The 25,963-nt window shown below is 28.0% G+C and carries 36 protein-coding genes and 2 pseudogenes; all 38 read right to left on the reverse strand.

All coding sequences use genetic code 11. The features are described 5' to 3' along the window. Window positions 1-187 precede the first annotated feature (187 nt). Window positions 188-541, reverse strand: coding sequence for a hypothetical protein (locus GOQ29_RS08755; RefSeq protein WP_203372271.1), 354 nt, complete (start codon window positions 539-541; stop codon window positions 188-190). 130 nt (window positions 542-671) lie between these two features. Next, entirely contained in the window at window positions 672-1,004 is a 333-nt protein-coding gene (locus tag GOQ29_RS08760; RefSeq protein ID WP_203372272.1) for a hypothetical protein, read from the reverse strand. A gap of 376 nt (window positions 1,005-1,380) precedes the next feature. Beyond that, on the reverse strand, window positions 1,381-1,833 hold the full coding sequence (locus GOQ29_RS08765) for a GNAT family N-acetyltransferase (RefSeq protein ID WP_203372273.1): 453 nt from the start codon (window positions 1,831-1,833) through the stop codon (window positions 1,381-1,383). Window positions 1,834-2,073: 240 nt separating this feature from the next. After that, a complete protein-coding gene (locus GOQ29_RS08770) occupies window positions 2,074-2,784 on the reverse strand; it encodes an epoxyqueuosine reductase (protein ID WP_203372274.1) in 711 nt (236 codons plus the stop codon). Between the two features lie 174 nt (window positions 2,785-2,958). After that, window positions 2,959-3,507, reverse strand: coding sequence for an isochorismatase family protein (locus tag GOQ29_RS08775; protein ID WP_203372275.1), 549 nt, complete (start codon window positions 3,505-3,507; stop codon window positions 2,959-2,961). 53 nt (window positions 3,508-3,560) lie between these two features. Then, entirely contained in the window at window positions 3,561-3,818 is a 258-nt protein-coding gene (locus GOQ29_RS08780; protein WP_203372276.1) for a hypothetical protein, read from the reverse strand. A 160-nt stretch (window positions 3,819-3,978) separates the two neighbouring features. After that, on the reverse strand, window positions 3,979-4,212 hold the full coding sequence (locus GOQ29_RS08785; protein WP_203372277.1) for a GNAT family N-acetyltransferase: 234 nt from the start codon (window positions 4,210-4,212) through the stop codon (window positions 3,979-3,981). After that, window positions 4,212-4,442 (reverse strand): hypothetical protein, encoded by a 231-nt coding sequence (locus tag GOQ29_RS08790; RefSeq protein WP_203372278.1) that lies wholly within the window; start codon window positions 4,440-4,442, stop codon window positions 4,212-4,214. Before GOQ29_RS08790 ends, GOQ29_RS08785 begins: the two co-directional genes overlap by 1 nt. A 420-nt stretch (window positions 4,443-4,862) precedes the next feature. Continuing rightward, window positions 4,863-5,741, reverse strand: coding sequence for an SPL family radical SAM protein (locus GOQ29_RS08795; RefSeq protein ID WP_203372279.1), 879 nt, complete (start codon window positions 5,739-5,741; stop codon window positions 4,863-4,865). A gap of 112 nt (window positions 5,742-5,853) precedes the next feature. Beyond that, window positions 5,854-6,390 (reverse strand): GNAT family N-acetyltransferase, encoded by a 537-nt coding sequence (locus tag GOQ29_RS08800; protein ID WP_203372280.1) that lies wholly within the window; start codon window positions 6,388-6,390, stop codon window positions 5,854-5,856. A gap of 60 nt (window positions 6,391-6,450) precedes the next feature. Next, on the reverse strand, window positions 6,451-7,017 hold the full coding sequence (locus GOQ29_RS08805; protein ID WP_203372281.1) for a GNAT family N-acetyltransferase: 567 nt from the start codon (window positions 7,015-7,017) through the stop codon (window positions 6,451-6,453). A 32-nt stretch (window positions 7,018-7,049) separates the two neighbouring features. Continuing rightward, window positions 7,050-7,403, reverse strand: coding sequence for an SH3 domain-containing protein (locus tag GOQ29_RS08810; protein ID WP_203372282.1), 354 nt, complete (start codon window positions 7,401-7,403; stop codon window positions 7,050-7,052). 39 nt (window positions 7,404-7,442) lie between these two features. Next, the gene (locus tag GOQ29_RS08815; RefSeq protein WP_203372283.1) at window positions 7,443-8,294 is read right to left on the reverse strand and encodes a CPBP family intramembrane glutamic endopeptidase; all 852 of its coding nucleotides are present in this window, start codon (window positions 8,292-8,294) and stop codon (window positions 7,443-7,445) included. A 62-nt stretch (window positions 8,295-8,356) separates the two neighbouring features. Then, window positions 8,357-8,755, reverse strand: a complete 399-nt coding sequence (locus GOQ29_RS08820) for a histidine phosphatase family protein (RefSeq protein WP_203372284.1) — start codon at window positions 8,753-8,755, stop codon at window positions 8,357-8,359. A gap of 155 nt (window positions 8,756-8,910) precedes the next feature. Further along, window positions 8,911-9,120, reverse strand: coding sequence for a hypothetical protein (locus GOQ29_RS08825; protein WP_203372285.1), 210 nt, complete (start codon window positions 9,118-9,120; stop codon window positions 8,911-8,913). Between the two features lie 84 nt (window positions 9,121-9,204). Further along, window positions 9,205-9,729 carry a GyrI-like domain-containing protein gene (locus GOQ29_RS08830; protein ID WP_203372286.1) on the reverse strand — a complete coding sequence of 175 codons (525 nt, stop codon included), beginning with the start codon at window positions 9,727-9,729 and terminating at the stop codon, window positions 9,205-9,207. A 416-nt stretch (window positions 9,730-10,145) separates the two neighbouring features. Then, entirely contained in the window at window positions 10,146-10,616 is a 471-nt protein-coding gene (locus GOQ29_RS08835; RefSeq protein ID WP_203372287.1) for a GNAT family N-acetyltransferase, read from the reverse strand. Window positions 10,617-10,643: 27 nt separating this feature from the next. Then, entirely contained in the window at window positions 10,644-11,690 is a 1,047-nt protein-coding gene (locus GOQ29_RS08840; RefSeq protein ID WP_203372288.1) for a hypothetical protein, read from the reverse strand. A 52-nt stretch (window positions 11,691-11,742) separates the two neighbouring features. Then, the gene (locus GOQ29_RS08845; RefSeq protein WP_203372289.1) at window positions 11,743-12,465 is read right to left on the reverse strand and encodes a FlxA-like family protein; all 723 of its coding nucleotides are present in this window, start codon (window positions 12,463-12,465) and stop codon (window positions 11,743-11,745) included. Between the two features lie 82 nt (window positions 12,466-12,547). Continuing rightward, window positions 12,548-12,907: a VOC family protein gene (locus GOQ29_RS08850; RefSeq protein WP_203372290.1), complete on the reverse strand. Its 360-nt coding sequence runs from the start codon at window positions 12,905-12,907 to the stop codon at window positions 12,548-12,550. 184 nt (window positions 12,908-13,091) lie between these two features. Beyond that, a pseudogene (locus tag GOQ29_RS15055) lies at window positions 13,092-13,633 on the reverse strand (GrpB family protein). 152 nt (window positions 13,634-13,785) lie between these two features. After that, the gene (locus tag GOQ29_RS08865) at window positions 13,786-14,166 is read right to left on the reverse strand and encodes a RidA family protein (protein WP_203372292.1); all 381 of its coding nucleotides are present in this window, start codon (window positions 14,164-14,166) and stop codon (window positions 13,786-13,788) included. A gap of 80 nt (window positions 14,167-14,246) precedes the next feature. Next, a complete protein-coding gene (locus GOQ29_RS08870) occupies window positions 14,247-15,185 on the reverse strand; it encodes a helix-turn-helix transcriptional regulator (protein WP_203372293.1) in 939 nt (312 codons plus the stop codon). Between the two features lie 71 nt (window positions 15,186-15,256). Further along, window positions 15,257-15,730 carry a GNAT family N-acetyltransferase gene (locus GOQ29_RS08875; RefSeq protein ID WP_350446002.1) on the reverse strand — a complete coding sequence of 158 codons (474 nt, stop codon included), beginning with the start codon at window positions 15,728-15,730 and terminating at the stop codon, window positions 15,257-15,259. A 56-nt stretch (window positions 15,731-15,786) separates the two neighbouring features. Next, window positions 15,787-16,326 carry a GNAT family N-acetyltransferase gene (locus tag GOQ29_RS08880; RefSeq protein WP_203372294.1) on the reverse strand — a complete coding sequence of 180 codons (540 nt, stop codon included), beginning with the start codon at window positions 16,324-16,326 and terminating at the stop codon, window positions 15,787-15,789. Window positions 16,327-16,433: 107 nt separating this feature from the next. Beyond that, window positions 16,434-16,757, reverse strand: coding sequence for a hypothetical protein (locus GOQ29_RS14475; protein WP_207750683.1), 324 nt, complete (start codon window positions 16,755-16,757; stop codon window positions 16,434-16,436). A 183-nt stretch (window positions 16,758-16,940) separates the two neighbouring features. After that, window positions 16,941-17,489: a prenyltransferase/squalene oxidase repeat-containing protein gene (locus GOQ29_RS14480; protein WP_207750684.1), complete on the reverse strand. Its 549-nt coding sequence runs from the start codon at window positions 17,487-17,489 to the stop codon at window positions 16,941-16,943. A gap of 18 nt (window positions 17,490-17,507) precedes the next feature. Next, window positions 17,508-18,320: a hypothetical protein gene (locus GOQ29_RS08890; RefSeq protein ID WP_203372295.1), complete on the reverse strand. Its 813-nt coding sequence runs from the start codon at window positions 18,318-18,320 to the stop codon at window positions 17,508-17,510. A gap of 415 nt (window positions 18,321-18,735) precedes the next feature. Next, window positions 18,736-19,455, reverse strand: a complete 720-nt coding sequence (gene uppS / locus GOQ29_RS08895) for a polyprenyl diphosphate synthase (RefSeq protein WP_203372296.1) — start codon at window positions 19,453-19,455, stop codon at window positions 18,736-18,738. 158 nt (window positions 19,456-19,613) lie between these two features. Beyond that, entirely contained in the window at window positions 19,614-19,838 is a 225-nt protein-coding gene (locus GOQ29_RS08900) for a glyoxalase/bleomycin resistance/dioxygenase family protein (RefSeq protein WP_252187569.1), read from the reverse strand. Continuing rightward, window positions 19,813-20,580 (reverse strand): GNAT family N-acetyltransferase, encoded by a 768-nt coding sequence (locus GOQ29_RS08905; protein WP_203372298.1) that lies wholly within the window; start codon window positions 20,578-20,580, stop codon window positions 19,813-19,815. Before GOQ29_RS08905 ends, GOQ29_RS08900 begins: the two co-directional genes overlap by 26 nt. Before the next feature lie 375 nt (window positions 20,581-20,955). After that, entirely contained in the window at window positions 20,956-21,780 is an 825-nt protein-coding gene (locus GOQ29_RS08910; protein ID WP_203372299.1) for a GNAT family N-acetyltransferase, read from the reverse strand. Between the two features lie 206 nt (window positions 21,781-21,986). Continuing rightward, window positions 21,987-22,736: a hypothetical protein gene (locus GOQ29_RS08915; protein ID WP_203372300.1), complete on the reverse strand. Its 750-nt coding sequence runs from the start codon at window positions 22,734-22,736 to the stop codon at window positions 21,987-21,989. 450 nt (window positions 22,737-23,186) lie between these two features. After that, window positions 23,187-23,750 (reverse strand): GrpB family protein, encoded by a 564-nt coding sequence (locus GOQ29_RS08920; RefSeq protein WP_203372301.1) that lies wholly within the window; start codon window positions 23,748-23,750, stop codon window positions 23,187-23,189. Between the two features lie 78 nt (window positions 23,751-23,828). After that, on the reverse strand, window positions 23,829-24,248 hold the full coding sequence (locus GOQ29_RS15225) for a YoaP domain-containing protein (RefSeq protein WP_484477076.1): 420 nt from the start codon (window positions 24,246-24,248) through the stop codon (window positions 23,829-23,831). Window positions 24,249-24,250: 2 nt separating this feature from the next. Continuing rightward, a complete protein-coding gene (locus GOQ29_RS15230) occupies window positions 24,251-24,583 on the reverse strand; it encodes a hypothetical protein (RefSeq protein WP_484477077.1) in 333 nt (110 codons plus the stop codon). A gap of 171 nt (window positions 24,584-24,754) precedes the next feature. After that, a pseudogene (locus tag GOQ29_RS15165) lies at window positions 24,755-25,147 on the reverse strand (VOC family protein). After that, window positions 25,116-25,592 carry a GNAT family N-acetyltransferase gene (locus tag GOQ29_RS08935; RefSeq protein WP_203372303.1) on the reverse strand — a complete coding sequence of 159 codons (477 nt, stop codon included), beginning with the start codon at window positions 25,590-25,592 and terminating at the stop codon, window positions 25,116-25,118. Before GOQ29_RS08935 ends, GOQ29_RS15165 begins: the two are co-directional and overlap by 32 nt. Window positions 25,593-25,963 lie beyond the last annotated feature (371 nt).

The raw sequence follows: 25,963 nt of genomic DNA on the forward strand, positions 1-25,963 counted from the left end.
ACCTTTCCATACAAGGACTTTCACCTTGCCAGTAATGCCAAGCTTTGCTTGGCGCACTAACGTATCCGTATTTCCGAAGTCCAGCAACTCTTAGATAACTCCTATCTTAAGTTGCTGGACTTGGGTGCAGAGACGAAGGAACGGAACCGGAATATATTGTTATCTGATGTGCCGTTGACCCTCGTATTTATCTTGAAGGCCATCTTGCTATAAACGAATTAAAATATGACCAGCCTATTATCGTAGCATTGTCTCGGCCATGTTCCTGATGTACTATATTTAAAACATTATATATTTTTGATTTTATGTCCTTATTTTCATCAGTTTCTGTAAGCATTGAATATAAGAATTCTGGATTTTCAAAAGGTCTTTTTCCACATTCTAATACACCATCTGTCAATAAGTAAATATAATTAATACCCTCTCTTAATTCTCTAATACCTGAAGAATAACAAAGCACTTCTAAAGAAAACGTATTCTCTTGACCAATCCATTCGAAAAATTGTCTTTGATTTAGAAAATACTGCCCTAACTTTGCCAAATCATGATGTAATAAATAAATTAAATTATCTCCAATAGAAAATCACCATAAAAATTGATCTTTTTGAACACAAATTAAGTAGACTGTTTCTCCTCTCACCAAATTGCACTTTTCTTTAAAATCATCATTACTAAATAATTTCAAAAAAAAACGATTGTAGATTCTTAAACATATCTTTTTTAGTGGTATTTAATATTGAGAGAAGCTTTTCTTTATGGTTATAAACAGTATTGATAACTAAATTTGCACTTTGAATTGTAGTATGTGCATCTAAAATCATTGCAAATTTCCAATTAAATTCTTTATTACTCATAATAAAAACTGCATCTTCATTTTTTTCTGCTCCTGAATCGGTATTCCCGCCATATCGCCCAATTACAATATCATCACAATTATCTAGATTAATTTCATTTAAATACATCTGCTTATTCCCAAACCACTTGAATTCTTTATAGTTAGACATTCTATCACCTCATCTCAAAACATTTAATCACGGCATTTCAGATAACGTTCCTGAGGTTTACGAAGTTCATGAACCTTAACCAGACTTGGCTTAGGTTCATGAATTTGGGTGTAGTGACGAAAAAACGAAACCGTAAACCTTCATGTTAGGTGAAATAGTCGACGCTTTATAAAAAATAGAATCTATCTTTCTTAGTTATTAAAAAAACTATATTCTCCATCATATTTATCTAAATTCGATATATATCGGTATTTGTTTTTTTACATAAACTCCCACTTAAATATTTTTCTAATATGATTTAAAACTTAATACTACCTAAATTATTAAATTTTTCACTAAATTATAATTAATAGTATCTTTATTTTCTTCAATTTTTTTAAATCCATTTTTTCAGAAGTACATTCTGTGAGCCATAATTTGTCTTTAAAACACCAGTAGCAGTTAATGTCTTACATAATCTGCTCTTAAATGCCCATTCTATAAGAATCTTTACTGCTTCAGTCATATAACCTTGTCCTTCATACTGCTTTGAAATACCATAACCTATTTCTGCTTCACCTTTATTATCTATACCCTTAAAACCAATTAAACCCATTGTATCTAAACTATCTTTATTAATAATAAGCCAATATGTATACCAATCATGAAGTTCTCTTTTTGCTTTCTTCATTTTACCTATCTTAATATTTATGGCTCTTCTTTGGATATCGGTGAGTACCAAGCTAGTTAGATCAATACCTTCATAAATAAACTTATTTTGTTTGCTTATTTGCATTAAACCTTCAAGACTTAAAGACTTAAGCATTACTCTATTACTTACTAGATCCATCTCTTACCTCCGTATATTTTTTTATAACTGAACTACTATTTTATTGTCATATAACTAAGTAAATTTATCAATTATCTAAAAAATAAGCGACTATTTCACTTAACGTCCCCTGACTTCTCGACGGCTATAGGCTAAATAACCTTCAATTTTCCACTACACATAAAACCGATAGATGTTGGGAAATCAATGCTATTAGAAGGAATTGACGGACTACTTGCACTCATACCCCTTTACCCTTTTTTAAGTTACCTTTATCTTCTGGCTTTTAATATACTTTTTTGTATATCGGCAAGCATGTATACAAAGACCACATAAGCTCTCATCAATACCTTCAATTCCACTCAATCTTCGCGCTTCTTTTCTACAAGCATATGCATCGTAAAATTCTTCTCTACGTAACCCTATATTCCAATTGATCCCTTTTATTGCCTTACCACTGCATACTCGTTCACACCTGTTGCAGCTTCCACATCTAGATTCATTAATTGGTTCCCCTACTTCTAATTGTAAATCAGTCAGCACAGTAGTTAGCCTTATTGCTGAACCATATTCTTCTGTAATCAACATCGCGTTTTTACCTATCCATCCCAATCCCGAACGAGTAGCCACAGTCTTATGTGGAAGATCAGATGTTTTTGTAGTGTTATCTATTCTAACTTCCGTTGTAGTTTTGGCAATTGCATTATGACCCATATCTTTGATATCATCCGCTATTAAAATCGCTATCTTGTCAAGTTTATTATTTAATCGCTTATACTCTTCATAATATTCTAGATTTGGTCCTTTATAAATATTATTTACGATTTTTGGATCTATTGACTTCCCAATAGAAATTCCATATCGTAAATTATACCTCAACTCACCAGAAATCTCTGATAAATCTGCAAAACCAACAATGCTAGCACCTTTACCAATTAATCTCTCTCTTATTATATCTGATACTCTATTCATAATGTTTTTCCCCTTTCACTAGTCAATTTTTTCGCATAATGTCCCGCAGGTTTCCGAAGTTCATGAGCCTTAGCGCGACTGTGCTTGGCAAATGAATTTGGATGAAGCGACGACAGGAGCGAAATCGGAAACCTTGCTGTTATATGAAGTCATCCACTCACTTCAACTTTCACTTTATATATTTTTAATTATAACTTTAGTTAATAATATATTTCCAACTTCATTATTAAAACAAATTAGTTCAATTTCATGTATTAAATTAGCATTAACCATTTTGCTTCGTAAATTAACTTTTTTAAAAGCTGCAGTTGCATCTGAAACAATATATATTGAATATCCTAAATCTTTTCCATTTCTAGCTGTTGGTGAAACACAATTTTCTGTAGTTAAACCTACTATAACTAATTCCATAATATTGTGGCTTTGAAGAATTTTATGTAATTCTGTATTAATAAACGTACTATTAGTCATTTTTTTAACGATTTTTTCATTATCCAAAGATTTTACAATATCTTTTATTTTAGAATTACTATTAGTTTTTTCTAAAGGAGATCCTTTTCTTTTTGAATAGTATTTAGTAAAAATAACAAGTAATTTTTCTTCTCTCCATTTTTTTAATAATTTCAATATGTTTTCTTCAGCATTTGGATTTTTACGTTTCCCATACTGTTTATCATCTAAACCTTTTTGAACATCAATAATCAATAATGCAGAATTTTTCATATATGTTACTCCAACTTCAAATTTTTTAATGCTATGAAAAAATATCCATATTACTAATCATCTTTACTTAATCTTTCAAAAAGATTCCTTAACTCATTAGGTTCTTTATAAAAAATTATTTCTTTAGAAATTCCCTTTAGAGTTTCGGAAATATCAGAACCTTCTTTAGCTATAGTTATAATTGGTATTTCTCTGGAAGATGCATAACCTGCTTCTATACCTAACCCGACGCCGCTGAACCGGACCCTCGAAGCCCCTCTTCTTTGGCGGCGCTTGCCGTCCGGTGAAGCGATGTGATGCGCATACTTCAAAGCTTTTCCCGCCGCACCCTTGTGGGCATACGTTGTTCTCTAAAGTACGCCGACTCCTTGTTCAGAGGGAGCCACGGATGGCTCACCCCTAATTTTTACCCTTAACAGAACTCTATATATTTCATTTTATGTAGACAATGTGAACTCAAGAGTTTGCTCATTATGCTCGTTCGATAATTTCGGTTTTAGTAATTTTAAATCCATTGTTTAGATACATTTTTATTGCACCTTGATTCCAATCTGCAACATGTAAAATGATAGGCGATATGTTTTTTTGTTGCATACGATTAATTGCAAAAATCAAGGTCTTTTTTCCATATCCTTTTTTCTGATATTCTTTTGAAACGATTAGATCATCTATTTCATTCCCATATATTGCTACTGATCCGATCATTACACCCTTTTCCTCATAGATATAGATGTTATTCTTTTTTTATTTAGTTGTTCTTTGGTGTCACAACAATTGACAGGAGTCAATTGTAAGGCTGTTCTCATTTCCCAAAAGCAATCCTCATATATTGTTTTATATATATTAAAATCACTGTTCGTGTATTTTCTCAATACAAGAGAAGTGTGGATATTATCTCCAATATATTCCATTGTATGAGCAATAATATTAGTCATAATTCCTCCTGTGTGAATAAACAAGACTTTTTTTGTCTATAATTTTCCCTGCAGAGTTATTTCTATTACTTCAATAATCTTTACTCTCAATATTTAGCAAATATGGTAATGCTAAAGCTTCAACGCTCTGCCTTCAAATCCGCACATGTATGCGCGTCATCTTGGCGTATTTCAGCTAACTACTATATTCACGAACTATAGTTCGTGAATATTTGCCTATGGCTTCATATATCCTCTTTCATCCATAACCTTTTATTCTTGTTTCTACAAATATTACCTATTTCCTTTATTTTTTGTGAAATTTTCCGAAAATTTTAGTTCTCATATAAATTTATTTATTTTTTACTTAAACCAATATATGAATACTTTCTTACAAATTTATTTCTTTTATTTTTTAATCTAAATTAGATGCGATATATTCTAATCTAATCCTGGCAACATCAACTGTTCATATTCATTTCTTTCCTCTAATTTGTGAAGATAATTAAAACATTCTTCAATATCACACAATATGCCATGGAATTCACATGTTTTTTTTATCATATTCATTAACCTATCATTGTTAGAACTATTTATCTGATATGCATATTTATACCTTCTAATATATTGAGATTTCATACCCGGAAAATGTTCATCCAACTTTTTATAGAAATAATCCCTGTTACCTTCCCTTAAAGTTAATCCTATACCAAAGCAAATAATACCATGTACTTTTGCCTCTATACAATAATCCAAAATTCCCTGTATACTTTCTTCTGTATCATTAATAAATGGTAAAATAGGACTCAACCAAACTATTGTAGGAATTCCATTATCCCGCATTATCTTTAGTACCTCAAAGCGTTCTTTTGTAGTGCTCACATTTGGCTCTATAATTTTACACAAATCTTCATCATAGGTAGTAAGGGTCATTTGTACCACACACTTCGTCTTTTCATTAATTTTTTTAAGTAAATCTAAATCTCTTAAAATTCTGGCAGACTTAGTCTGTATAGCTAGTCCAAATCCATAGGAATGAATAAGTTCAATGCATTTTCTAGTGTTTTCTAATTTTTCTTCCAAATGAATATATGAATCACTCATTGCTCCAGTGCCTATCATACACTTCTTTCTTTTTCTACGCAAAGCATCTTCTAAAACTTTAGGTCCATTTGATTTTACCTCGATATCTTCAAAATCATGATTCATTTGATAACATCTGCTTCTTGAATCACAATAAATACAACCATGGGTACAACCTCGGTATATATTTATTCCATTTTGAGCTGATAAAATACCTTTCATTTCTTTTTCATGCATAGTATTCTCCTCACTACTTAAAACTTTTATCTAATAAACTATTATATAAACACTACGTGCAGCTGGTAAATTTTAAAATTCAACATTCTAGATTACCTATTCAACAAAGCATTTAGTATCCTAAATTCTCATCAACTATGATTACTTTAATTCTATCTTTTTTGAGTTGCTTTTTTATTATTGTTATATTATTACGGTTTCTTTCAATAATATCTAGCTTTTTATACATAATAATATGAGGACCAATAGGTGGATAATCAAATACTTTACCATGAGCCTTAAATCCTAACTTGCTATAATATTCTTGAACTGAAGTTCTTCCTTTACACCATAAAAAATTAACTCCCTGTTCTTTTATTAAGTTTTCAGCATAATTAACCACTGACCTTCCAACTCCTAATTTTCTAAACTCCTCAAGAGTTGCCATTGCTCTTAATCTATACTGTTTTTCAATAGAAAGATCAGAATGTTTTTCAATACAAAAGGATGCAATACTTATCAGTTTTCCTTTATAAAATCCTCCAACATGAAATGAATCGTCTTCATAGTCTGTATCATATTTACATTCCTCAATCGTCTGATGTGGACGTAAAACAATGTGCCTAATATTATATGTCATTTTTGGGTCAATTTTTCTAACCTCTAGCATTTTCTCCTCCAATTTTTACAATAAAATATAAAAAATAATTCTCATCAAACTTTCTTAATCTTAACCTTCTTCATTTATAAGTTTATGTATTTTCCCTCTAAATTCACTTGCTAATATATCCATATAAATATCATCATATCTCTTATTTCCTACTATATAACTTTCCCTTCTTCTACCTATCTCTTTAAAGCCACATTTTTTATAACAACTTATTGCACGTTTATTAAAAGAGTACACTCTAAGAAGAATATTATTTAAATTCAAAATATTAAAGCCATACTCTAATAACAAGTTAATAGTTTCACTTCCAAATCCTTTACTCCAATAGTTTTTATTTCCAATAAATATTCCTAGTTCAGCTCTTCTGTTTCTCATATCTATATCCATTAATCCACAATTACCTATAAGTTCATCTTTGTTTAAATCTACAATTGCAAAATTATATCCTTCTTTGCTTATTTTTTCTAAAATTTCTTTTTCTTTTTCTAATGAATATATATCTGATGCATTTCCTAGGTTTATAGAAACTTCTAAATCATTTATCCACTCCGTGTATTTTTCCACATCATCAATATTTATAGGAGATAGATATACTTTTTCACCAACAATCTTTTTAAAATATCTCATAAAATGTCACTCCCTTATTTTTTTAAATAAAATCAACTTTCCAAATTTTTTAAATTTAATTTTGGAATCCATCCTTCTCTACCTTTCATATCTCTGCACCATATCCATCCGTTTAATTCATTAATTCCTTTTACTCTCTTCCCTTTTTTTATTGTTAATTCTCTAGCAGTATAATCTTCTTTCAATACCCCATATTCACTTGATATATTAAGAATTTGCTCTGGAATCCAACCTTCTTGTGAATTATCTAATCTATAACAATATCTCCAATTCAACCAATCCTCTTTTCCATCATATTTCTTACCAACTAATACTCTTTCACCTTTCTCAAGAGTAATTGGATCTGGATAATTACTTTTATGTTCTTTGATCACTAAATGATTCATGATTTTACCTCCTTATGATGCTTTAGTCTAACTTCTCCATCAAATGTTCCCTTTTAATATACTTTTCTTCTTTATCAAATAAATTGTCCATAAAATAACAAGTATATATCCTAATACTGCAAAAATTGATGCTTCTACCCCAAATACTCCACCTGTTAATATCATTGATTCTGTTGATAACTTATATGAAAAAATAGCCTTCTCATTATATGAATTACTTATATCTAATATTCCACCAATCATAATAACATTCCAAATACCATGAACAATAGCACTTGACCATATGGAGCCACTCTCATACACAATTAATGAGAACATAATCCCTACACTTGTTCCTGCAATAAAAAGTAATAATATATCAATAATGTTCATTTTAATTCCTACGACGTGCAAAATCCCAAAAAAAACGGAAGGAATTATGATAGCAATTAGTTTTCCCCATCGTTTTTCTAGTAATTTCATTATTAAGCCTCTAAACACCATTTCCTCAACAACACCTGCACCAAAACCTACAGTAAAAATTGCTCCTACAATTATATTAATTGACTCTATAACACTTACATTGTTCTTAATCAATTCTCCTGGGTTAAATAACAATACTGCTGAAACTGAAACAGGTAATATAATAGCACATATAAGCCAACGAAAATGGACTTTAGGTTTGCCAATATAACATTCGTTCATTCTAATATTTAATAATTTTATACAGCAAACTTTTATCAAAATATATGAAATCATAATATAGCATATCCCAAAAATTAATGCTACCACTCCATTTGGTAATTGTAATTCAAATATTAAACTGCTTACACCTTGTGCAAATACTAATATTAATATTCCTAAAAAGACAACCAGAATTGTCTTTATTGTACTAATCTCTTCCTTATGCATACTTACTTTCCTCATTTCATTAATTATTAATTGTAACTAACAGCTATAGATTTCCACTACTTCTATTTTTCAAATAAATATATTTGTCCGTTTTTTGCCCTATTAAATTTTTCTCCTTTAAATCCATTTCTAATAAGTTCCTTCTGTAAAAATTTCATTACAAAACCATGAGATACTATTAAAATATTAGATTCCTCTAATGAAACAATTTCAGAAATAAAATTTTTCACTCTAACCTTAGTTTCATCTATACTTTCAGGTTGTGATTTATGGGAGAACAAATAAGCTAATCTTCCTAAAATCAACCAAATTTTATGAGGTAGTAAAATATTCTTTCTTATCATTGAAGCAATAGGAACTTCTCTTAAGATCTCTTTTTTTATTATCTCCTCTTCAAAAATAGATTCAGCCGTCTTAACTGCTCTTGATAAACTACTAGAATAACATATATCCCATTCCACCTCACTTCCTGACATATCTATTATTTTTATTTTTGCATTATCATAAATTTTTACTCATTCTTCAAATTCCTTTGAAGTCATAAACTTTTTGGAATATTGAATAACTTCAAAATGTCTCATTAAGCCTATTTTCATACATAATCAATCCCTCTCGTTTATACAAAATCAGGAGATTCTTTTAACACTTTAATAATCTCTTGAGCATATATATTAATTCCTGTATCATTTATATATACTCCATAAATAGTTAAATCTAATTTTCTACTTTTAGCACATTTAACTTCTCTTAAATATAATAGATCAATAAACATTAGCTTAAAAAATTCTCCTAATAAATACTCTTTATTAAATTTATCACTTAACAAATCATTTAAACAATACCTCCCATAACAACTTTTATATAAAATTCAGACATTGTCGAAGTTTAGCATATCAAAATAAAAACTATGCTATTTATCAATAATCGAAACATATAAATCAATTTCTGGTTTTTTAGATATACTTCTGTGATCATGATATTCAAAATCATCTATTTCATTACCACTTTGATATTGAGAGTTTGGTAACCATTCTCTATAAATATAACTTTTCATTTTCCCCAAAGTATATCCCCATAAAAATGAGTGTTTTGGTTTTATAAGAAATACAGCATACTTTCCTTGAGGTACACTATACAGCCCTAAATCCTTTGGAATATTATCAGGTATTTCATTTACTACATCTCCCATAATATATTCCATGTATCCAGTATTAGGATCGTAATTTTTTGTTACCGCTAAAAAAATCCTCGGTTCTTTTGTATTAGGGATACTATAAGATTTTTTGATTTCTTTAAGTTTATTTCCTAGTTTAGATATATCTTTGGATATTTGTTTATCATTAGTTTCAATTTTTAGACCAATAAAATTTATTGGTTTATCTATTTGTTTTATTTTGGGTTCAATCTTTTCTATCTTTAAAGAGTTAAATATCACTTCCCACCCTCTCCTTTTATAAATTTAATCTATTTGAAAATTTAAAAGTGTTCTTTTTTATATTTTTGACTTCTTCCATTTCAACTGATTTTAATGCTTCTATCTTTAAATCTTCATCTAATCTCCATTTTATATTTAAACTAAAATATTTAGCCTATCCAGATAATCTTTCTTCTTTATTTCTACAAATATCATCTATTTCCTTTATTCTTATGAATTTTTTTTTAGTTTTAATCTCTTAATTTTACTACCTTATAAGCTTTTTCATCCGGTGATAGCATAACCTTATCGTAATTATTTTTCACCATGTTAATCATATTATTTATACTTCATATATAATGATTGAGGAATAAAAAGTGTCCAATATTCTATAAAGATTTCTGAATAGATTAATTTTTAAATAAAAAAATGGCCTTTTATAATGTTTTGCTCATATAGACCATCCCTGGAATGTATCCAAGTTTTTTATTCAATTTAATCATATTATGATTATTGTAATGAGTCGTTGTATTTATAGTTTTAATCCCTTCAAGTCGACACCATTGTTCTAATAATTCCTTTAATCTAGTTGCAATTCCTCTTCCTCTATAATCTTCAGTGACATATAATGATAAAATCATAACACTGTTCTGTGATTCCTCTTGTTTATAGGCCCATATAAATCCTTGTATCTCTCCCTGTTCATCTTCTACAATAGTAAGAAACAAATCTTGACTTTTAGTTTTATGAATTCTCTCAACTGTTCTATCTATATCTTCAGCTGATATTTTATAATCAGATCTCCATAGTTTAGGAGTAAGATTATGCCAACGAGCAATCTGTACTAAAATTGATTTTATTTCTTCATCAATATTAATATCGTTAATTTCTAGTTTTTTATAATTCATATATTATATTTACCTCCTTTTCTTATATCATAAATCATATTTAACTTCTTTATTTACATATTTTTCAGAATAATACATAATGATTATACTTCTAAATATTAAGTCACATAAATATCTGTTTTTTGTTCTCCAGTCCTTTTCAAGGACTAATCCTGTGTATGTACCCCATTTTTTAAAATAATAATGACTTTGTTTTTTATGAAAAATATTATTTTGTTCATTAATCATGTTCTTCAGATAATCTAATTGTAAGTTTAAATGTGGTATACTCTTTATGACTCCTATTCTAGCTAAAAGTTCCATTCTATGAAACCACATCATCCATCCCTTAGCATCTAATCTCTTCATATCAGCATTAAAATCATGCATACAAAATGAACCAGGGGAAACAACCTGAGATTTATAAAGTCCTTTTATTTCAGGTATAGGAGATAATTTAATCAATCTCTTTATAGAATCAATAATCATATTTATATTCTCAATATTACGCCAACTCTTTGTATATGCTAACAATCTCAAATGATAAATACTGGGCCATTTTGCTTTAGATTTAAACACAAGTTTACCTTTATAATTTTCAGTAATACTTTCAATAGAGCTAACATTAATCACATATTTAAATACATTAAGAGCTTCTTCAATCTGTTCAGTTATAAATGTTTTATCCTCTACCCCTGCATAACCAAATATAACCGCTTTTATCAATTGAGATCCTCCGAGATTTAACTGATCCAGAATTTTACCAACATTTGATAAACATCCTTGGTCAAATGTTTCTTCCCTCTCCTCTAATTGTTTAAGCATATTAGAAATTGATAAATGATTAGATTCAATACCTTTCTCACACAATACTCTAACAGCTGTTTCTACACCCTTCTCACTATGAAAATCATAATTAATCCATCCATTAGACTCTTGTAATGATACGTATCGTTTTACTAAAGAATCCTCTAATATCTCTTTTTGTAATTGAATTTTTTCATTCGATGATAATTGATTGGTTATTTCTTTTTTAATTCTATACCTAATGGACGGACAAGCTTCTCTCAAAAGAAACTCAATATATTTTTCCATTTATATCTCCTCTCAAAAATAACTACCAATATTCAAAAGCATCTTAATATATTTATACGTGAATATCTATTTTTTTCTTAGATTTTAACGTATTAGTATTTTTCACTTTATTTTCTTCTATATCTTCTTCAATCTTATTTTTGTCTGTATTTTCATCTTTATCTTTTTCATCTATTTTTTTATCTTGCTCTTCTTTTTCTTTTTTGTTGACTTTACTAATTTTATCATTTACCTTTTTTAATTTACTTTGTATTTGTCCATTAATCATTTCTATTTGTGAGTTAATCTCAGACAATTTTTCCTTTTTTCTCGTTACATCAACTCCTCGTGCCTCATCTAGTTTAATTTCACTCTCTAATACTCTTGCTTGTCCTTTAATTTCTGTCTTTGTAGCATTTTGATGACTCACTTGTTTTAATGATGAAGATATTGAAATTAAATTCATCACCCTGATATCCTCTACTGTACCTTCAACTTCCGCAGATTCTACAGATTGATTTTTAAATTGTTTTTCTTTTTCTTTCTGTTTTTGTATCTCCATTCTTCTTTCCATCAACTGTCCATACAACTGATCCAATTGTTCTCTTAGATTCTTTTTCATATCTACTTTTTCTTGTCCTGACAAATTTTCATCTTCAGATATTTTAGCTATCTTTTCTTGTATAGTTTTTATTTGATTCTTAATTCCCCTTATCACATTATCTTCTTTATTTTGTGGCAAATAAAAACTATAATTCGAACTAATACCTGTTTGTTGATTATTCTCTATCATCATAATATCTATCCCCCCAAAAATTATTTTTCATTATATATGTCGGATATTTTTTCATATCTTTACTATTTTTTGCAATTAATTTTTAGGCCTTTGAATAAATCTCAATATCATTACCTTCACTATCCCTAAATTCTAAAACCCAGTTTCCATCAATCTTAGTTAAAGGAAATATGATTTCTACATTTAAATCATTAAGTCTTTCTCTTAACATATCCATATTACTTACTTCAAAACTAGGTAAACAATTATCTCCCCATGTAACTTCTTCATTCACTTTCTTATTATTAAATAAACAAAAGTTAAAACCTTTAAAATTAAAAATACTAAATACCTCATCTTTTTTATCAACTGGCTGTTTTAAAAATTTTTCATAAAATTTAATTGCCCGCTCCATATCTTTAACACAAATACATAAAGAATTTAAATTTATCTCAAGTTTCATTTTATCACCTTTTCAAATGAGTATTATTCTGTTCTTTCATCAAGATAAGTTTTTACCTCTCTTTCATCAAGATATTTTATCTGACTCTCTTCTATTGAAATATAACTACTTCTAAATTAATTTCAACTATTAATTTTAACTTTAATTATTAAGATTCTATTATAGAAAGTAATAACATCACTCATCACTTTTTCTCTTTAATATAAAATTGGTTCTTAGCTTTCTCCACAGTATCCAAAATAAAATCAACCTTTTTTACTGTATATATTTCTCTATCATCAGCATATTCTTTTGCAAGAGTTTTCTTCAACTTAGCATATTCATCTCTTATATCATCATGTGATCTTAAATAATCACGAAATAGTATATGATTCCACCAATTAGTACTACCTATCTCTTCAATATGGATATGATGAGTTCTATTACTTACATCACCCTTTGTAAAAAAAGTCGTCTACTAACCCCAACATGTCCTTTATATTCATATCCTAATTGTCCAAGTAGTTCAATACACTTATGGCCTTCATAAAGTGAAGTTACACCAATAGCTATATCTATGATTGGCTTAGAGATTAGTCCTTCAATTGAAGTACTACCAACATGTTGAATATCAATAATATAACTCCCGATATTTTCTTGTATAATATCCTTTTCTTTTTCAAATTCTGAAGCCCATTGAGGGTTGTAAGTTTCAAGTCTTACTACTCCCTTTGGTAAACCTAGCATAATAATCCCCTCTTAACCATAATCTACATTATCATTCTTTCCATAAATACATTACACCAATTTTAAATGACCTATTTTGATATTATACTAATTCAATTAAATTCTTTACTATTATGTCTGGTCTATCTATATAAGTCTCATTGTCACTATTTTCAGCAATTATCACCTTTTGGATTATATGCAATACCATCTATTTGTACCTTAAGACCATCGGAGCCTCCTTTATGAGCGAATTCAGTAGCTATTGTTTTTCTAGCTGGATAATTTCCTTTAAATCTACGCTTGAAAACTTCTTCCATTACTGGTATATCCCATACATCACAAAGTAAAACATTAACTTGAACAACATCTTGAAGAGTTAAATTTTCCATTTTCAATCGACTAATCATATTATCTAAAGCTCCCTCAATCTGCTCTTCTATTGAACCACCAACATTACCTACACAAAAATTTAAAAAAATTAAATTACCTGCTTTTACATATCCAGAATATGCATACTCCTCATTAACATCTTTCCTAATTATTTTACTCATAAAACTTTTCCTCCTTATAGATTTTTTCTATAAGAAGTATATTAAAACATATACAACACCAGTATGTCATATATACAAGCTTAATTATATATTTTTTCTATATCTCTAACTTTATCTAAGATCTTCTTCTGTAAAGAAGGTGGTTCTAAAACTCTAACCTTATCTCCATAACTTAATAAAATTCCAAACCAAAATTGTTCATTCTTTGGTAAACTAATTTCTAGAATAAAAAAATCATCATATTCTTCAATTATTTTTCCATTAGCAAAATAATCTTCAATAGAAACTCTAACCTCTTTTTTGCAAAGTAATTTTAAATTAATATATTCTCTTTTATCTATACTTTGACATTCTTTTAATAATTTATCTATATTTTTGTGCTTTCTAGTGAAATTTTCATCTATCAATTTTAAATTTCTCATTCTTGAAATACGAAAAATTCGATAATCCTCTCGTAATTGACAAAAAGAAAAAAGATACCAAGCATACCATTTAAATGTAAGAGAAAGAGGTTCTATCCTTCTAGAAATCTTAACATGATTTGCATTAGTATAATCCAATTCTAATACTCTTTGATTATTAATAGCTTTTTGAATAAGAAATAAATAATCATCTACATTTGAAGGTTCTCTTAATAAACTCAAATCAATAGATAATTGTGAATTACGTTTATCAATAATAGCATTTTCTTCTTCAGTTACTATAGCTGATATTTTCTCCAAAGCTTCTTCAACCTTTTTATTTTCATAAGCTGAAGATAAGCTTTTTAATGCTTTAATAATAAAAAAGTAATCATCTATACTCATAATTTGTTTATCTAGTTTATAACTCTCTATAATTGCATAACCACCTGAAGAACCTTGTATTGAGTATACTGGAATTCCTGCTAATGTTAAAGAATCTATATCTCTTTGAATTGTTCGAACAGATACTTTAAATCTTTCAGCAAGATCTCTTGCACTAACTACTTTCCTATTAATTAAGTACATTACTATTCCTAATAAACGCTCTATCTTCATAATTTATTCCTTTCTTAATTTAAATAAATATCTTCTTAGAACTCAAATATTTCTTTATAAAGAAATATTTCTTATTCTATATATTCCATATAATAAAATTCACATTCTAAATTATTAAAAGTATCCTTCATATATTTTTCTTTAATTCGAAATCCAATGTTTTTATAACAATTAATAGCTCTTTTATTGAAACTTCTTACTTCAAGTGCTATTGTACTATTAGGAAATCTTCTTTTGCACTCTTCAATTAATAGCTTCATAATATTTTTACCATGGCCTTTTCCACATAAAGATGGTTTTACTCCAATTCCTATATAAGCTTTATCTTCATTTAAACTTATTCTTCCATAAGAAACCAATTCATTATTTAAAAGTACTGCTATAAATTCTGACTTTCTTTTCTCTTCCAATGATAAATCCCATCCATTCTTTACTACAATGTCCCAATCAGAAAAATTATATGTCGAATATTCTCCTTCATATCTCCAACTACAAATTTTTTTAGCATAATCTTCTGATAACTCCATTAGAATATAATCTCCCACAGATACCCCTCCCTATATTAAAATCTTTTAATCTGAAAAATTTAACTCATAATTTCTTAAAACAATCTATATTCTAATTGACAGTCATAAGGTTCTTTATCAACTAATGATTCATTGTATTCTACTGCTTCTACACACCCCATCGATTTATAAAAAGATTGTGTTTCTTGTGATGAATGTGCAGAAATATATAACTTTTTTGCACTCATTTCTTTTGCTTTTTCACAAACAAGAGCAAATAATTTTTTCCCTATTCCTTTTCCACGTTTGTCATAAGATGTATGAATACTTGAAAGTTGTAGATATTCTTTTTTAGAACCAAAAAATTGTTTTTCTAAAGAAGCAAATCCTACAAGTTTTTTATTTTCAAATGCTCCATATACTGTACCACCAGTTTCTATAGTGTTTTTTAAACATTCTACAAGATATTTATACTCTTCAGAACCCCACTTTTCAATGAACATAATATCCTTTAATACCCACTCTTCATTTTCTTTGCGCCAACATTTTTTAACCTCTTGATAACGGTTAAAGTTTGAAAATAATGATAATTCTATTTCATTTTTGATTAATTCTTTATAAATAACTGCATTCAATATTAAATCCTCCAATTATAATTTTTATACTACATATATTTATAATTTTGAAATTTTCAAATCTATCCACAAACCCCTAGCAATAAAACTAAATGAACTACATTTTTTTACCTTTCTATTCGATTATAATTATCTAATCTTTTCAATACTTTTAAAGTTAAAACTCCCTTCCATTCATTATAAGCTGGTTTTAAACTTTCTTGATAAAAACCATCTCCCCAAGGAGGATTTATCAAGCCATCACCACTGTTTTCTATTAACTGTATATAATAATCAAGATTTTCATCTATTTTATAACTTTTTACTTCAAATGTTTCTTTTTCAGGACTTGGAACAAAATCCAGTGGAAGAGGAACATACTCTCCCCATTTTTTACGGTCATATTCTATAACTTGAGAAATACCATAAACAATTCTTTTCTTTAATTTCATTTTTAATTCATCTGGTAACACTTCAAATAATTTTACATAACAAAACAGCTCATTCTCAGACTCAAACTCTATTTTATTCTCAATATACTGAATTGCATATTCAATTAAATAATTTATATCTATCTCATTGATATATTTTCTATACTTATATAAATATGCTAATATTTCAGCAGAAGGATTTCCCTAATTTTTATCTATTATGGTCATGTCTTTTTCTTCATCATAATGCCACCATGGAGCATGAGGATAATTATTAACTTCTTTGGTTAAAGCATACCATCCATTTCTTTTTTCATTAAATGTAGATTCTAAATATTTAAAAGCCGATTTTATAATATCTTTTGTGTCTTTTGTTTCTTCTATTTCAGATAAAAATCTTATACCTATTGAAGTTGCCATAGGTGATGAATTAGGGTATCTAAAATCTGATTCCATAGCTTTTCCAAATCCACCATCATCATTTTGATATTTTTTTAATTCTTCTACTACGTTTTCACAATTTCCTTCTTGAAAATAATACTCATATAAATATTTTTCTAAATCTCTTGCTTTATTTTTTAATGAATGACTAGCTTTAAGAAAAGACTCATTTGATAATTTAAACACATAATCACTCCTAACTTTACTAAATGTCGCATAACTTCCTAATCTACTAATGATATTTTCAATTTGTTCTTCTTCTCTTCCATTCTGTATCATTCTCTTTTTAAGTTCTTCAGGAGAACAAGTCAACCAATCTTATATCCAAAACTACATACTCATTTTAATTCTCTCTACTTCTTTAGGATATTTTTTTAATAGTCTATTCTTCTTTAGGTTACTCTTCACTATCCAAATAATATCTTTATCATCTTCTTTTACAATATGATTTATATATTTAAACCCTTCCTTAGGTATTTGCTCAACTACGACGCTTAATGTATATCCCAGGGCTTGTCTTAATTTTTTATAACTGTCTAACTTACGATCTTCAATATCTAAAATTTGTTTCAATATTTCTTTATGAATTTCTAAAGCTTTCTTAGCAACTTCCTTATTTTTTACTATATCAGGCTCAGCCAATCCAGCAACTACAGCTCTCCAAATATAGTAATCCTTTTTTTTAATCCATTCTTCTAATTCATTTATAATCTTTTTAGCATCATTTAATAATACCCTTTGAATACCCATAGCAACTGCTTCTCGTATACGCCACTTTATATCTTTTGCTGCATTTTTTAAAATTAACAATCCTTCTGAAAAATAAGAAGAACAAACTGAAGATATTGATCCAATACCAACTAAACCGCAAAAAGAAATAAACTCCTCTGGATCATTTTCTTCAATTTCTTTATGCCTTATTTCAGTCATATTTTTACAAAGATCCCAAATGTTTTTCGTATTTATGTTATATATTTCAATAACAGTATCACCAAAGGCATCTGCTAATTCTAAATTTGCTCGCCTTCCCGGAAGATTACTATTAGATATTAAGTAATCAATTATATTCTTTCTATTACTAGTTATAAAAAAATCATCAAATAATGTCATTAAATCTTCTTTATGTTTTTCTTTTTTTCCCATATTCAATACCTCATTTCTTTTTCAAAATTAATCTGATTTCACATAATATCCAAAGTATTTGATATATCCATAAATCGAACCTTTAAAAATATCTTTGACCTATAAAAAAGAGTAATATTATCTTGAAATTATGTCCTAGTTTACTTTTACGTAAATACTATATTCATGATGTTATAAATATTATTCAAAATTCCATAACTTTTTTAATAAATTCTAGCTTAGTGATTTTGATGCAAATGAAATTATATTCATTTTTATACCATAATATATTTTCTTAAGATATTTAAAGCAATCTTTAAAAATATATTATATATACCTTTCCTAATATTTCCTTTCTTATTTCTATAAACTTTTTTCATTTCCTTTATTTTTATAAAAAATTCTGAATGTTTAAATATAATATAAATCCATCCACTTAACCTTTGTAAACCTCAATAAATGGCTTATACTTTTCAAATGCTTCGAAAAGATGTTCACAAGTAAAGTCAGGCCAAAGAACGCTTGTAGTATAAATTTGTGTTTTTGATAATTGCCAAAGTAAAAAATTACTAATTCTTACTTCTCCACTTGATCTAATTAAAAAGTCTGGATCCCTTTGTCCAGCAGTATAAAGATAATTATTAAATGTAATTTCATTTATATCATCCATTCTTAACTTATTCATTTGTACATCTCTGACTATCGAATGTGTTGCATTAACAATTTCAGCCTTTCCACTATAATTTAGAACAATATTTACTATCATCTTATTATTATATTTTGTTTTTTCTTCAGTAATTTCAATCTCATCAATTAATTCGGTCGGTAAACCAGATTTTATTCCTAGATGACGAAAACATATACCTTTTCTATATATTTCTTCTCGCCAATCACGTATAAATTTAATAAACAAATTCATCAAATAATCAACTTCTGCCTTGTCACGTTTCCAATTTTCTATTGAAAAAACATACCAGGTAAGAATTTTAACTCCTGAATTAGCACAAGCTTCTGTTATAGTTTTTATGGCTCTTGCCCCAACTTTATGACCAATACTACGTGGTAATCCTCTCCTAGTAGCCCATCGACCATTACCATCAGTAATTATAGCTAAATGCTCAGGAATATTTTCTAATTGAGTTTTTATTAGTTTCATGTTTAATACCCTCCATAAAACAAGCTATTATATAATACTTATACTTTTGTTCGCAGATAACATATATATTATTATTTAAATTTTTCTATTGATTTTTTTGCAAATTCTATACCCTTATTTGTTATTTTTCCTATCTCATTTTCATTTTTTCCTTCTGTCTATAACCTATATGATAAATATTCTAATGATTCTCCAACTTCAATAATATTCTTACTAGGATCATAAATTCTTAAGACCCTTTGTCTCCATGGTTGCTCTCTCATCTCATGAATAAATTCTACTTTTTCCTTCTTCAATTTGCTTTGAAGTTCCTCAAGATCATCATATTCAAAATAAAGTTCTGAATTACAGGAAGGCTTATAAAGTAATAGAATAGGTAGCATACTCTTTTTCAAAGTGATAACCTAATTTTTCTGCCAAAGCTACAGATTCTCTATTTGCCGCATCCCAGCTTGGATAAAGTCCTCTATTCAAACATTCAAGTATTAGTTTAGAGGCACAAGCAAGTGCTAGTCCTTTTCTACGATATTCCTCTCTTGTATCAATTTCAATTTCTATACCTTCATTATATACCGTATAAGAGGAAGCACCACTAACAATCTTGTCATTATGATATACTACAAAACCAAGTCCATATTTTTCAAAATAATTATAGCTCGGAAATTGAGAACATAAATCCTTTGACCATTCTTCTGTCTTAACTTTATTGTAGATTTCTCTATCTATCTTTCTTAAGCTATATTCTAAAGGAAGCTTTTCAATATATGAACATAATTTCTCTATATTAAATACATCAGGTTCCTTTTTGATAGCATAACGCATAAATCTTTCATAATTATTTTTATATTCCTTTTTAATAAGATTAGCCCACTTATCGTTCTCTGGTATCATGAAAATATACTGTGCAGAAAAATATTCCGGAATGTTTTTTACCAATTCAATATTAGGAACGCCTGCAAAAAAACAGAAATCTCCTATAATGATTTGCACTGATCTGGGGTCCCGAATATCATCAGTCCAAGCATTTCCCATATACCCCTGTAAACATGACCATAAAAGTGTATCATTCCAACCATCAAAAAACTTAATTATTCTAAACATATCCTCTTTTTTTAAACAATACATCTCAATACCTCCACATTCATAAATAATCCTTGCTAATTAAAAGATAATTAATCTATATCAAAATCATTTCACTGCTTAATTTATGCAATTCATATGTAAACATTTATCTATTTATATACCTTATCATCTAATATTAAATTCATGAATTTATGTACAACGTAATGGAACCACAATTCCACTGTTAGATGAAATATAACAATATTTTTTATCATTAATTTCTTCTTTGAAAACAAAAGCCTCTTCTAAATAAATATCATATACATTTACTAATGTAATTACGTAATAAAGAATATCTCCTTGACGTTATAGTCCTTTATCAACTATTATTTTTTCGAACTTTTTCGCTGATAGTATTTCCCTAGTAGGATATATATTTCATATAATAAATTGAAATGTATAATCACATACTTTATGAAAACCCATATCTTCATAAATATGCTTTGCTACTTCATTACTTAATGCTACCTGTATTATTGGTATCTTATTTTTTTCTAGTGCCTGCTTTAACATTAACTGCATGAGCATCTTTCCATACCCTTTTCCTCTATATTCCTCATCAATGTATACAGTAGTAATGTCAATATATTTACGACTTTCTCCAAAAAATCTAGCCATTCCTTTAATCTTGTCATCTATTTCAAGTAAATATATACCATTCTCCATGTCTTCATGAATCTTTTCATTACTTGTAATTCTTTGTATTTCTTCTTTAGTCTCTGCTCCAAAAAAGCCTATAAAATATTTCTTTATTTTTTTAATATCGCGATTATTTCTTATAGCTTTTCTTAATTTAATAGCTTTTTTTAAATTTAAGCTATCATATCTATCAACATTAAATTGGTAATATGTATTTAAATCTAGTTCCTTATCTATATCTAATCTAGTCATGATATGTTCTACTTCTTCTGCTATACCAGCTAGTAAAATATCACTATAATTAAGCTCTTGAATCAATTTTGCTATCTTGTCTAATCCATCTATAGAAGTAGAATAAAAACTCGTAAAATGAGAATTTCCATCATATTTAATATGAACTACCTCTGTAATTTCATTCTCATCTGTTCCAATATACACTTCTCCAATACTATCTTTTTGCTTTTCGAAGTAATGAATCAAAAATACATTCATAATTTCATCTAAATAAAGAAAGTTTAATATCTCTTGAACTTCTTTATCTGTAATATCTACTAACCTATTCATTTAATTAATACCTGCCTTCTTATTTTTTATTGCCCTTTCACTTTTTTTATTTTACTCTCAAAGCTCTACTTACAAATTTGTAGGCTCATTTCTGATAACGTTCCGAAAGTTTAATAAGTTCATAAATTCTAGGATGACTGACCTTAACGAAGGAATTTGGGTACAGCCACAGTGGAACTGTAGATGCTATTTTATGTGACATTTTTTTACTTCTCCGCCTCCAACAAGCCATTAATTAATTCAATTGATTTAATTGCCTTTTTCTCAACTTCTTCTATAGAACTTATCTTATATAAATATTCTAATTTCTCTACAACATCGATAGGGAGATCTCGTGTTATATGTTTAAGATTATAATTCTTTTTTGTAGGTTCATATTTTATTCTATATAACTCTAGTAATGAACTCAAAATATAATTATGATAGTAATTAAAAGCCTCTAAATAATTATTTCTCTTAACTTCCTTTTCAACCAATAATATATAATATCTTGATAATGATTTAATTTCATTAATACGCTTATGTACATTGTTTTTAAATTCATCCTTGTTTAAATGTCTGTATTGTATAACATTATTCTTATCAAAAATAACCTTCACTTTTTCATCTTTGTTTTCTATTGTAAATTTAATTTCCCTACTATGACTTTGCACACATAAATCAATAATTAGGAATTCAGATGTACCTTTTAAATGAATAAACATTTGCCTTATCTTAGAATGACCATGCTCCTTTTCATGAAAAAAATCAATCAAGGAGATATTAGATAGGACTTTCTTTATCTTCTCTATAATTTTATCTTCATAATCATCTTCAACATCAATCCATAAATCTAAATCTGAATATTTATCTGTTGTACCAATTGCATCAGACCCTTCGAGCCAAAATGCATAAACATTATCATTATTAATAAAACTGTTTCTTAAAGTATTTATTATGTTTTCTCTATTCTGCATACATTTAATTCCTCTCTTTTTTTAATATCACATAACATCCTGGGCATTTCCGATTAACTGCAAAAGACGTGACAAATAGCATGTCCTTTAGGCAACGGTCGTAATACGCTTACTTTTTCCTCCCAATATCAGCAAAAATAACCTGTTATACGAAGTTTACCCCTTCGTTAATGAAAATTTATTTAATAAATTAACTTTATAAAAACGAATACTTTACTTAACATATTCAATGTACTTTTTCATAAATTGATATATATGATTGACCAAATTTTTCTGTGATTCTTTCTTTTCTTCCACTGTCAATTCTGCAATATATTTACCTGTTGCTAGATCTAAATGTTCTTACTTCAAGTACTATTGTATTATTAGGAAATCTTCTTTTGCATTCTTCAATTAATAACTTCATAATATTTTTACTATAATCTTTTCCACATAAATATGATTTTAGCCTTATTTATCTTTTTTATTAATTGACTCTATTCGCTTTAATTTTTCACTATTCATTCCTTCTGTTTTCAAAAGTTCTGTAATTAAATCCGTCTTTCCATCAATATATAATTCAATATCGTCTGAAAATTTATCTGCTAATTCTCTCTTTAATACACTATATAACTCCACAGATTTTTTATTATTTCTCAAATGTTTACGTAACAATAAGTGATTTTGAAGATTTTCGTTACCTTCTAAGCATACATACAAATGATGTTCCATCCACTTAATATAAGAATTGTCTTCATCATATTTCAACACTTCTCTTCCCTCAACCCCAAGATTGCCTATGTGTTTATATCCCACGGTAGTTAATAATTCTATTGCCCGTAAACTGTCTTCAACATTTCCTACAATAATATCAATATCTAATATAGGTTTTGCCCATAATCCCTCAACAGATGTACTTCCAACATGCTCTACCTTCATTTCAATACTACTCAATAATTCTTCATAAAATGATTTTGCTTTCTCAAATTCTATTTTCCACTTTGGATTATACTTTTCTACTACAACTTTTTGCATAATAACCTCCATATAATATAAATAATGTGCTAAAACCTTCCAGTTTACTCACCAAGAATAATATTCATTTTGTCTATACTATAGCCCTTTTTCGACAATAATTTTATTGAATTTTTTATCCGATAGTATTTCGTTTGTTACAAATTCACCATTATAAAACAAACTATAAGAAGTGAACGGAACCGGTGCATTTTGTGCTTGTTTCTTATTTTCAAATCGTATACTCTTAAACTTGATTTCTTTTCCCTTCGCCACACTCTCAATTAGCGGAACATATTTTGCAGTAAATGGACATTGATTGGAATAAAATAAAACAAATCCTTTGTCATCAATTGAAGCATTTTTAACACATTTCTTAAAACAAGGTTTTGTAGCATTTTTGTCAAATGGTAAATACATTAGTTCATAATATGGATCTACTGTGTCTGCTAATTCAAAACCTTTATAACGTAAATATTTGGGATCAGATAAGAATGGTATTTTCTTTTTTGATGACAATATCACAAGCCATTTTTGTTTTTTTCTTTACTATCTTTGATACATTCCTTCAATAGCACATTTGAGTTGCCCTGCCCTTTAAAACGTCCAGAAACCCAAAAACAGTCTATGAACATATATTCCTCCGCCTCAATAGGACACCATGCTTCCTCGGCGGGAATATATTCAATAAAGCACTTACCACGGACATCTCCTTTTTTGAAAATAAGTCCATCTTTAAATCTTTCAGCAAGCCATGACTTTTTTGCTATCACTTGACAGTCTTTGTTATTTGAAATAGCACAACAAATATGCTCTTGTTCCAAATTTTCTTTTGTAACTGTAATTATATCCATTATCTTTCCTCTCCCATCTAATGTGAATTACCTTTACTTTTCAAAGTTTATATTTATTCAATATCTTGCTTTTCAAAATCAACCCTAAAGAATAACTCCAATATCGCCACTTTTTATAACATCCTGAAAGTTTACGAAGTTCTGATCGTACGATAAAATAACAATATTTCTTTAATCAAAAAATTCTATGTTTTTTCTATAATTCTTATAATACTTAATTCTATCAATTCTATTTTTAGTGTGAAACTCAAATAAGTGACCATCAGGATCTCTAAAATATATTGATAATCCTTCTTCTTCATTTCTTGGTCTTCCTTCTTTAATGTCAACATTTAATTATTTTAGATTATCTAATATCTCCTTGTAGTCTTTTTCATATATTGAAAAGCTAATATGAGTATAAGAATTATACATTTCATTTCTAGGTATATTTTCTTCTTTATTTAATGCAAGCCATAACCTATTCAAATCAAAATATGCAAGTCTATCATCTTTAACTAATATATTTGCATCAAATACGTTTTTATAAAATTCAATAGACTTTTCTAAAATAATTTCCTTCAAACTCTATAGCTTTATGAATCAATCCTTCTTTTATGTAATTATTTTTTATTGCAACTTTTTCACTTGTTTTATTATTAGGATCTATTCTAATTTCAAGTCTTACTAGGTTTAATTGATTAAAAGCTATTTTTTCTAATTCCCATACTGTCTGAGTAGCTATTCCATGTCCAGAATAATTTTCATCAACAAAATAACCAATTTCACCAATATGATTGTATTCTTGATATATAGTAATTGCACACCCACCAACAATTTCATTATTCAAGATTATAGCATAATTATATTCTAAATTATTTTGTCTTTTATATTCCCTTCTTTTAATCCATTCTTTTTCCATTTCAATACTATCAGGAATAGTTGCATAATAATATGTAGAATTCATATTATTTAGTATTTTATAAAATTTTTTTGCATCTTTGGGCTTTGGATACCTAAGTTTTACCATTCTATCACTCCAATCTATTTTAAAAATTTATTATAAAAGATAAGCTAGGTACTATCTCATTTAATGTTCCAAGTTTTCACGACGTTCGTCAGTTCCTATGAAGTCTAGCCCTAGATGTTGATACTAGATGATAAAATTTAATGACATTATCTGTAAAACAGTAGAATTCTTTATCAAAGTATCAACTTCCTCATCTATTGCAGCAATTATTTCCATCATTATTTACACTTCCAATACAATAATCTTTTAGAAGCTATCATCGTCCTATACAATATCAGCAAAACTTAATACCTAATTAATTATGTCATCGTCACCATAGAGCCGATGGTTACCCATCGCCCCTGGCACAGATCCCAGCTTGCGGATTTCCC

Origin of the sequence: Anaeromonas gelatinilytica (genome assembly GCF_016820635.1) — a bacterium.
In the GTDB taxonomy this organism is placed as follows: Bacteria; Bacillota; Clostridia; order Tissierellales; family SIT17; genus Anaeromonas; species Anaeromonas gelatinilytica.